This is a genomic window from Achromobacter sp. DMS1, from assembly GCF_001270295.1.
Genome location: NZ_LHSJ01000231.1, coordinates 1 through 6,814 on the forward strand (window position 1 = coordinate 1; position 6,814 = coordinate 6,814).

General features: G+C 70.7%; 9 protein-coding genes and 2 pseudogenes. 5 read left to right on the forward strand and 6 right to left on the reverse strand.

All coding sequences use genetic code 11. The features are described 5' to 3' along the window. From AD428_RS20655 to AD428_RS20665, 3 genes are all read left to right on the forward strand, one after another. On the forward strand, window positions 1–291 hold a 291-nt coding region (locus AD428_RS20655; RefSeq protein ID WP_235491040.1), incomplete at its 5' end, for an aconitase family protein. Next, window positions 288–812 carry a 3-isopropylmalate dehydratase gene (locus AD428_RS20660; protein WP_053246422.1) on the forward strand — a complete coding sequence of 175 codons (525 nt, stop codon included), beginning with the start codon at window positions 288–290 and terminating at the stop codon, window positions 810–812. The genes AD428_RS20655 and AD428_RS20660, both read left to right, overlap by 4 nt. Beyond that, the gene (locus tag AD428_RS20665) at window positions 812–1,669 is read left to right on the forward strand and encodes an isocitrate lyase/PEP mutase family protein (RefSeq protein WP_053246423.1); all 858 of its coding nucleotides are present in this window, start codon (window positions 812–814) and stop codon (window positions 1,667–1,669) included. Before AD428_RS20660 ends, AD428_RS20665 begins: the two co-directional genes overlap by 1 nt. Here the strand turns inward: AD428_RS20665 and AD428_RS29765 are convergent. The 4 genes and pseudogenes from AD428_RS29765 to AD428_RS20685 all read right to left on the reverse strand — a co-directional run bounded on the left by AD428_RS29765 (window position 1,660) and on the right by AD428_RS20685 (window position 4,410). Further along, complete coding sequence (locus tag AD428_RS29765; protein WP_053246424.1) at window positions 1,660–1,872, reverse strand: hypothetical protein; 213 nt, start codon at window positions 1,870–1,872, stop codon at window positions 1,660–1,662. The genes AD428_RS20665 and AD428_RS29765 overlap by 10 nt on opposite strands. A 118-nt stretch (window positions 1,873–1,990) precedes the next feature. Beyond that, a pseudogene (locus tag AD428_RS29770) lies at window positions 1,991–2,116 on the reverse strand (tripartite tricarboxylate transporter substrate binding protein); the annotation flags it as partial. A 59-nt stretch (window positions 2,117–2,175) separates the two neighbouring features. Continuing rightward, window positions 2,176–3,198 carry a tripartite tricarboxylate transporter substrate binding protein gene (locus AD428_RS20680; protein ID WP_235491041.1) on the reverse strand — a complete coding sequence of 341 codons (1,023 nt, stop codon included), beginning with the start codon at window positions 3,196–3,198 and terminating at the stop codon, window positions 2,176–2,178. 120 nt (window positions 3,199–3,318) lie between these two features. Beyond that, window positions 3,319–4,410, reverse strand: coding sequence for a tartrate dehydrogenase (locus AD428_RS20685; RefSeq protein WP_053246426.1), 1,092 nt, complete (start codon window positions 4,408–4,410; stop codon window positions 3,319–3,321). Window positions 4,411–4,534: 124 nt separating this feature from the next. Between AD428_RS20685 and AD428_RS20690 the strand changes: the two are divergent. Both AD428_RS20690 and AD428_RS20695 read left to right on the forward strand, forming a co-directional pair. After that, window positions 4,535–5,453: pseudogene (locus AD428_RS20690) on the forward strand (LysR family transcriptional regulator). A 143-nt stretch (window positions 5,454–5,596) separates the two neighbouring features. Next, complete coding sequence (locus AD428_RS20695) at window positions 5,597–5,887, forward strand: DUF4148 domain-containing protein (protein WP_053246427.1); 291 nt, start codon at window positions 5,597–5,599, stop codon at window positions 5,885–5,887. Between the two features lie 19 nt (window positions 5,888–5,906). Here AD428_RS20695 and AD428_RS20700 read toward each other — a convergent pair whose 3' ends face one another. Together AD428_RS20700 and AD428_RS20705 are read right to left on the reverse strand one after the other, a co-directional pair. After that, window positions 5,907–6,431, reverse strand: coding sequence for a carboxymuconolactone decarboxylase family protein (locus AD428_RS20700; RefSeq protein WP_053246428.1), 525 nt, complete (start codon window positions 6,429–6,431; stop codon window positions 5,907–5,909). 40 nt (window positions 6,432–6,471) lie between these two features. After that, window positions 6,472–6,814: NAD(P)-dependent oxidoreductase (locus AD428_RS20705; protein ID WP_304438960.1), on the reverse strand; the 343-nt coding region annotated here is incomplete at its 5' end.

The window sequence follows — 6,814 nt, forward strand, 5'->3', positions numbered from 1 at the left end:
ACGCTGATGGTGGCCCCGGCCAGCGCGTTCGACCAGCGGCGCGCGCAGGAAGAAGGCATCATGGACGCGCTGGCCGCCGCGGGCGCGCAGGTGCTGCCCACGTCGTGCGGCGCCTGCTCCGGGTACGGCGGCTCCATTCCCGAAGGCGTCAACGTCATTTCCACCACCGCGCGCAATTTCAAGGGCCGTATGGGCGCGCAGACGGCGCGGGTCTTCCTGGCCTCGCCGTATTCCGTGGCCGCGGCCGCCCTCACGGCGCGCATCACCGACCCCCGCGAGGTGCTGGCATGAGCGCCCAACCGACACAACACCGGGTCTGGCGCGTCGGCGCCGATATCGACACCGACCAGCTGGCGCCGGGCGCCTACATGAAATTCGGCATAGAGGAGATCGCGCGGCATTGCCTGCAGGGCGTGCGCCCGGAGTTCGCCGCCGCCGTGCGGCCGGGCGACGTGCTGGTGGCCGGACGCAACTTCGGCATCGGCTCTTCGCGCGAACAGGCGGCCGCGGCGCTCGTGCACCTGGGCGTGCAGGCCGTGATCGCGCCGAGTTTCAACGGCCTGTACTTCCGCAACGCCTTCAACGTGGGCTTGCTGCTCGTCACCTGCGAGCGCGCCGACGAGATCGGGGAAGGCGAGCGCGTCTCCCTGGACCTGGCCGCGCGCCAGGTGCTGCGCGCCGGCGGCGAGGCGCTGCCGTGCGCCGAAGTGCCGGGCTTCCTGCTGGATATGGTGCGCGCCGGCGGACTGATGAATCTCCTGAAGCGCAGGCTCGCCGACGGCAGCCTGGCGCGTCATCCTTTGAGGGCATGATGACCATATCTACGCTGAAGCGCCGGCTGGACGCCGGGCAGACCGTGCTGGCCCCGGGCGTCTACGACGCGCTGTCGGCGCTCATCGCCGGGCAGGCCGGTTTCGATGCGCTGTACCTGTCCGGCGCGTCCATCGCGTATTCGCGCCTGGGCCGCTCCGACGTGGGGCTCACCACCTACAGCGAGGTGGCGGACACGCTGGCCCGCATTGCCGAGCGCGTGGACGTGCCCATCATCGCCGACGGCGACACGGGTTTCGGCAACGCGCTGAACGTGCAGCGCACGGTGCGCGGCTTCGAGCGCGCCGGCGCCGCCATGATCCAGCTCGAAGACCAGGGGTTTCCCAAGCGCTGCGGGCACCTGTCCGGCAAGACGGTGGTGCCGCCTTCCGAGATGTGCGGCAAGCTGCGCGCGGCGCTGGACGCGCGCGACGAGATGCTGGTGCTCGCGCGCACCGACGCGCTGGCGGCGGAAGGACTGGACGCCGCGCTGGACCGCGCCGAACAGTACCTGGAATGCGGCGTGGATGCGCTGTTCATCGAGGCGCTGCGCACGCCGGAACAGCTGGACGCGGCCTGCGCGCGCTTTGCCGGTCGCATTCCGCTGCTGGCCAATATGGTCGAGGGCGGCCAGACGCCGGTGGAAAGCGCGCAGGCCCTGGCCGGACGCGGGTTTCGCATCGTGATCTTTCCCGGCGGCGCCTCGCGCGCCGTGGCGCATGCGCTGCAGGCCTACTATGGCAGCCTGCGCCGCCACGGAACCACCGCGCCCTGGCGCGAGCGCATGCTGGACTTCGATGGCCTGAACGCGCTGATCGGCACGCCCGAACTGCTGCAAGCCGGCAAGCGCTACGAGTAGGCGGCTTCCTTCCGGGCGGCCTGCTGCACGGGCTCGATGCCCGCCTGCCTGACGATCGCGGCGCACTTGTCCATTTCCGAGCGGAAGTACGCCACGGTTTCGCGCGGGGGCATGAGCACGATCTGCTTGCCCTGCGTGGCCATGGCCTGCCGGACCTCGGCGGCGTTGAAGGCGCGGCGCAGCGCCTGGTAGACGCGTTCCACCTCGGCGGCCGGCAGTTTCGCCGGCCCCGCGGCGACGAACCCGCCGCCGACTTCGTACCCGGGCAGCCCCCAGGGCCTTGAGCGCGCCGCTCTTGATCTGCGGCAGCACGGAAGGCAGGGACAACACGCCGAAATCCACCTGCCCGCCGATCAGGTCGGCCATCATGGGGCCGACGCCCTTGCAGGGAATGTGCCGCGCCTTGGCCTGCGCCTGTTGCAGGTACATCTCCGCGGCCAGGCGCATGGCGGCGCGGCTGTTGCTGGACTATCTTGCCGGCCTGGAAAGCCGCGCCGCGCCCGGCGTCACTCCACCTTGATGCCGTTTTCCTTGACCAGCGTGGCGAAGCGGCGGGTGTCGGCGTCGATGCGCTGGGCGAACGCCTGCGGCGTGGCGCTCATGGGTTCGGCGCCCGCCGCCAGCAGGCGCTCGCGGAAATCCGGCTGGCCGACGATGGCGGAGATTTCGCGGTTCAGCCGTTCGATAACGGGCCGGGGCGTGGCGGCCGGCGCGAGCACGCCGAACCACGTGCCCATGTCGAAGTCCTTCAGGCCCGATTCCGCCAGGGTGGGCACGTCCGGCAGCGCGGCCGAGCGCTGGGCCGTGGTGACGGCCAGGGCCCGCAGCTTGCCCGACTGGATGTAGGGCAGCACCGTCGTCACCGTGTCGAAGGACATGGCCACCTGCCCGCCCAGCAGGTCGGTGGTAAGCGGGCCGCTGCCCTTGTACGGCACGTGCAGCAGCGTGATGCCCGCCGCGGCCTGGAACTGCGTGCCGATCAGGTGCTGGCCGGTGCCGTAGCCATTGGAACCGTAGGCCAGGGGCTGGGCCGACTTGCGCGCCTGTTCCACGAGGCCGGCCACGCTCGTGGCCGGCGCCTGGGCGGGGTTGACCACCAGCACATTGGGCACCATGGCCAGCGGGCTGACCGCCGCCAGGTCTTTCTGGAAATCGTACGACAGCGACGGGTACACGCTGGTGGCGATGGTGTGATGCACGGCGCCCATCAACAGCGTATAGCCGTCGGGCCGCGCCTTGGCCACATAGTCCGCGCCGATGGTGGCGCCCGCGCCCGGGCGGTTCTCCACCACCACGGGCTGTCCCACGCGCTGCGAAAGCTGCTCGCCCAGGGCGCGCGCCAGCACGTCGGTGGTGCCGCCCGACGGGAACGGCACGACGAGCGTGATGGCCCGGACGGGCCAGGCCGGCTTCGGCCGCATGCAGCGCGGGAGCGCTGGCCAGGGCGCCGAGGGCGGCCAGGAGCAGGGAAAGCGCCGGCGGCGCGGCGAGGGCGCAGGCGGGGCCTGGCGGAATGCGGGCACGTTCATGAGTTCTCCTCCTCGGGTGGTCCTGCCGGGCGCGGCGGCGGATCTGCGTCCGCGCGCCGCGCCGGTCCGATGCATACGGGCGGCCGGCGCACCGGCGGCCGGCGCTCAGGCGGCCGGCGCTCAGGCGGCCGGCGCACCGGCGGTCTGCGGCGCCGGCAGGCGCTCGCGCACAGCCTGCGTGACCTCCGCGGTCGTCGCCTGCCCGCCCAGATCGCGCGTGTGCAGGGCGGGGTCGGCGGTCACGGCTTCGATGGCCCGCATCAGCCGCGCGGCGGCCGCCGTCTCGCCCAGGTGTTCCAGCAGCATCGCCACCGACCAGAACGTGCCGATGGGGTTGGCCAGGCCCTTGCCCATGATGTCGAACGCCGAGCCGTGGATGGGCTCGAACATGGACGGGCCGCGCCGTTCCGGATCGATATTGCCCGTGGGGGCGATGCCCAGGCTGCCGGCCAGCGCCGCCGCCAGATCGCTCAGGATGTCGGCGTGCAGGTTGGTGGCCACGATCGTGTCCAGCGACGAGGGGCGGTTGACCATGCGGGCGGTGGCGGCGTCGACCAGCTCCTTGTCCCAGCTCACGTCGGGAAACTCGCGCGCGATCTCCGCGGCGATCTCGTCCCACATCACCATGGCGTGGCGCTGGGCATTGGACTTGGTGACGACGGTGAGATGGCGGCGGGGCCGCGACCCGGCCAGGCGGAAGGCAAAGCGCAGGATGCGCTCGACGCCGGCGCGCGTCATCATGGACACGTCGGTGGCCGCCTCGATCGGCAGCCCCTGGTGCACGCGGCCGCCCACCCCGGCGTATTCGCCTTCGGAGTTCTCGCGCACGATGACCCAGTCCAGGTCGCCCGGCGCGCAGCGCTTGAGCGGGGCGTCGATGCCCGGCAGGATGCGCGTGGGGCGCACGTTGGCGTACTGGTCCAGGCCCTGGCAGATCTTCAGCCGCAGTCCCCACAGCGTGATGTGATCGGGAATGCCGGGGTCGCCGGCGGAGCCGAACAGAATGGCGTCCTGCCCGCGCAGCGCGTCCAGGCCGTCGTCCGGCATCATGCGGCCGTGGCGGCGGTAGTAGTCGCCGCCCCAATCGAAATCCTCGAACTGGAAACGGAAATCCGAGCCCTCGGCCAGGGCCTGCATGACCTCCCTGCCGGCCGGCACGACCTCCTTGCCTATGCCGTCTCCGGGAATGGTGGCGATGCGATACGTCTTCATGGGGTAGCTCCTGCTTTCATCGGCGGCCCGCGCGGCGGGCGGGCAAGAGGTCATTCTTGCGCGTGGACGGCTGCCGTGGACGCGATTAAAGTTGAAGCATGATTAACTCAAGGTTGAAACCGGAATGACCGGAAAAACGGGCTTGCAGCCCTCCGAGCTGGGCTTCTTCGCGGCGGTGGCCACGGCCGCAAGCCTGAGCGCGGCCGGCCGCGACCTCGGCGTGTCCACCGCCGCCGTCAGCAAGCGGCTGGCGCAGATGGAGGCGCGCCTGGGCGTGCCGCTCATGGTGCGCACCACGCGCCGCGCCTCGCTCACGCCCGAAGGCGAACTGCTGCTGGAGCACGCGCGCCGCATTCTTGGCGAAATCGAGGCCCTGCAGCATCTCATCGGCGCGGCCGGCGGGCGGCCCAGCGGGCTGCTGCGCGTCAACGCCACGCTGGGCTTCGGCCGCATGCACGTGGCGCCGGTCATCTCCGAGTACATCAAGCGCCATCCCGGGGTGGACGTGCAGTTGCAGCTTTCGGCCGATCCTCCGCCTCTGGCCGAAGACGCCTTCGACGTCTGCGTGCGCTTCGGCGCTCCGCCCGAGGCGCGCATCGTGGGCCGCTTCCTCGCGCCCAACCGCCGGCTGCTGTGCGCTTCGCCCCGGTATCTGCGCGCGCATGGCGAGCCGCGCACGCCGGCCGACCTCGCGCGCCACAACTGCATCGGCATCCGGCAGGGGCAGCGACGCCTACGGCGTGTGGCGCCTGGCGCAGGCGGGCGCCGCGCGGCCCCAGGCCGTGCACGTGCGCGGCAACCTCACCACCAACGACGGCGAGATCGCCGTGAGCTGGGCGCTGGAAGGGCTGGGCATCATCATGCGCGCCGAGTGGGACATCGAGCGCTATCTGCGCAGCGGCAGGCTGGTGCAGGTGCTGCCGCAATACGCCACACCAGAAGCCGACATCTATGCTGTCTATCACCGCCGCCACCAGATGCTGCCGCGCGTGCGCAGCTTCGTGGACTTCCTGACCGAACGTTTCGCGCGGCTGGGCCGCTGACCGCGCCGTTGCGTCGATTTCTGGAATGCTATTTTCCAGCCCGGCGGTTTATCCAAAGACGAACTCCGCGCAAACTTGCTTCGTCGGGCCCCGGCCACGTTCGATGCAACCGGCCGTGCCCGCGCGTTCGAAGGAGAAGAATCATGAAGAAAACCGCCATTGCCGCATTGATTGCCATGTCTCTCGCAGGGGCCGCGGCCCACGCCGCGCCGGGCGGGGCGGCGCAGGACAACGGCCAGGGCAACCGCGTCACGCGCGCCGAAGTGAAGGCCGACCTGGCCGTCTGGCGGCGGGCTGGCCTGGACAAATTCTGGCGCGGCGACAGCAGCCCCGACATCTACAGCCCGGAGTACCGGGCGGCCTATGCCGATTACCTGCGCCGGCTGCACAGCGACGAATACCGGGAGGAACTGCGGCGGCAATCCGCCGAATGAAGGCAGGCCGCCCGCCCGCTCAACGGGCGTCGTCGCTGTGGATGCCGAACGCTTCCAGGAAGCGCGACACCATGTTGTAGGCCGCCACGGTGGCCACCAGCTCGACCAATTCCTGGCGATTGAAGTCCCGCGCCAGGCTTTCCATCAGCGACTTGTCCACGCGCACGTTGCGCGTCATCTCGTCCGTGAGCGCGAGTACGCGCTTTTCCGCTTCGCTGAACCGGCTCGATGCCTGCCAGTTGCCGAGCTCGTCGATCTGCGCCTGGCTGACGCCTTCTTTCAGCGCGATCGGGATGTGCTGGTCGGCTTCGTACTGGGCGCCGTTGAGCTGCGCCACGCGCACGATGACCAGTTCGCGGATCGCGCCCGGCAGGCTGGCCTTCTGGCGCACCGCCGTCAGGTAGTTGAGCCAGCCTTCCGCGATGGGCGGGCTGTGCAGCAGCATCTGGTACAGGTGCAGCACGCTGCCGCGTTCCTCGACGATGCGCTCGACCAGCGGCCGCGCCTGCTCGCTGTCCAGCTCGGCGTAGGGAATTCTTGCCATGGTTTGCTCCTCTTCGGTTGTGCAAGACGGGAGCTTCACTTTACAGGCTGGGCGGCATGGCAGGGCGTCCGCCGCCGCGAAAGCCCTGGGTCCGCGCCACGTTCAGCAGGGGCTCCCCGGCCGCGTATCGCGCGAGATTGCGCGCGAACAGGGCGCGCACGCGGGCGGCGTTGCCGTCCGAGAACGCGGCGCTGTGCGGGGTGACGATAACGTTCTCCAGGTCCCAGAACGGCGAACCGGCGGGCAGGGGTTCGTGCTGGAATACGTCGAGGAAGGCGCCGGCCAGCCGTTTGGCGGCCAGGCGCTGCGCGAGGGCGTTCTCGTCGATGACGTGCCCGCGCGCCACGTTGACCACGCAGGCGCGCGCGGGCAGGGCGTCCAGC

Coding starts and splice junctions, on each gene's coding strand:
- AD428_RS20685 (WP_053246426.1), bottom strand. CDS start 4,410: ATGAAGACGTATCGCATCGCCACCATTCCCGGAGACGGCATAGGCAAG.
- AD428_RS20660 (WP_053246422.1), top strand. CDS start 288: ATGAGCGCCCAACCGACACAACACCGGGTCTGGCGCGTCGGCGCCGAT.
- AD428_RS20680 (WP_235491041.1), bottom strand. CDS start 3,198: ATGAACGTGCCCGCATTCCGCCAGGCCCCGCCTGCGCCCTCGCCGCGC.
- AD428_RS20700 (WP_053246428.1), bottom strand. CDS start 6,431: ATGGCAAGAATTCCCTACGCCGAGCTGGACAGCGAGCAGGCGCGGCCG.
- AD428_RS20695 (WP_053246427.1), top strand. CDS start 5,597: ATGAAGAAAACCGCCATTGCCGCATTGATTGCCATGTCTCTCGCAGGG.
- AD428_RS20665 (WP_053246423.1), top strand. CDS start 812: ATGACCATATCTACGCTGAAGCGCCGGCTGGACGCCGGGCAGACCGTG.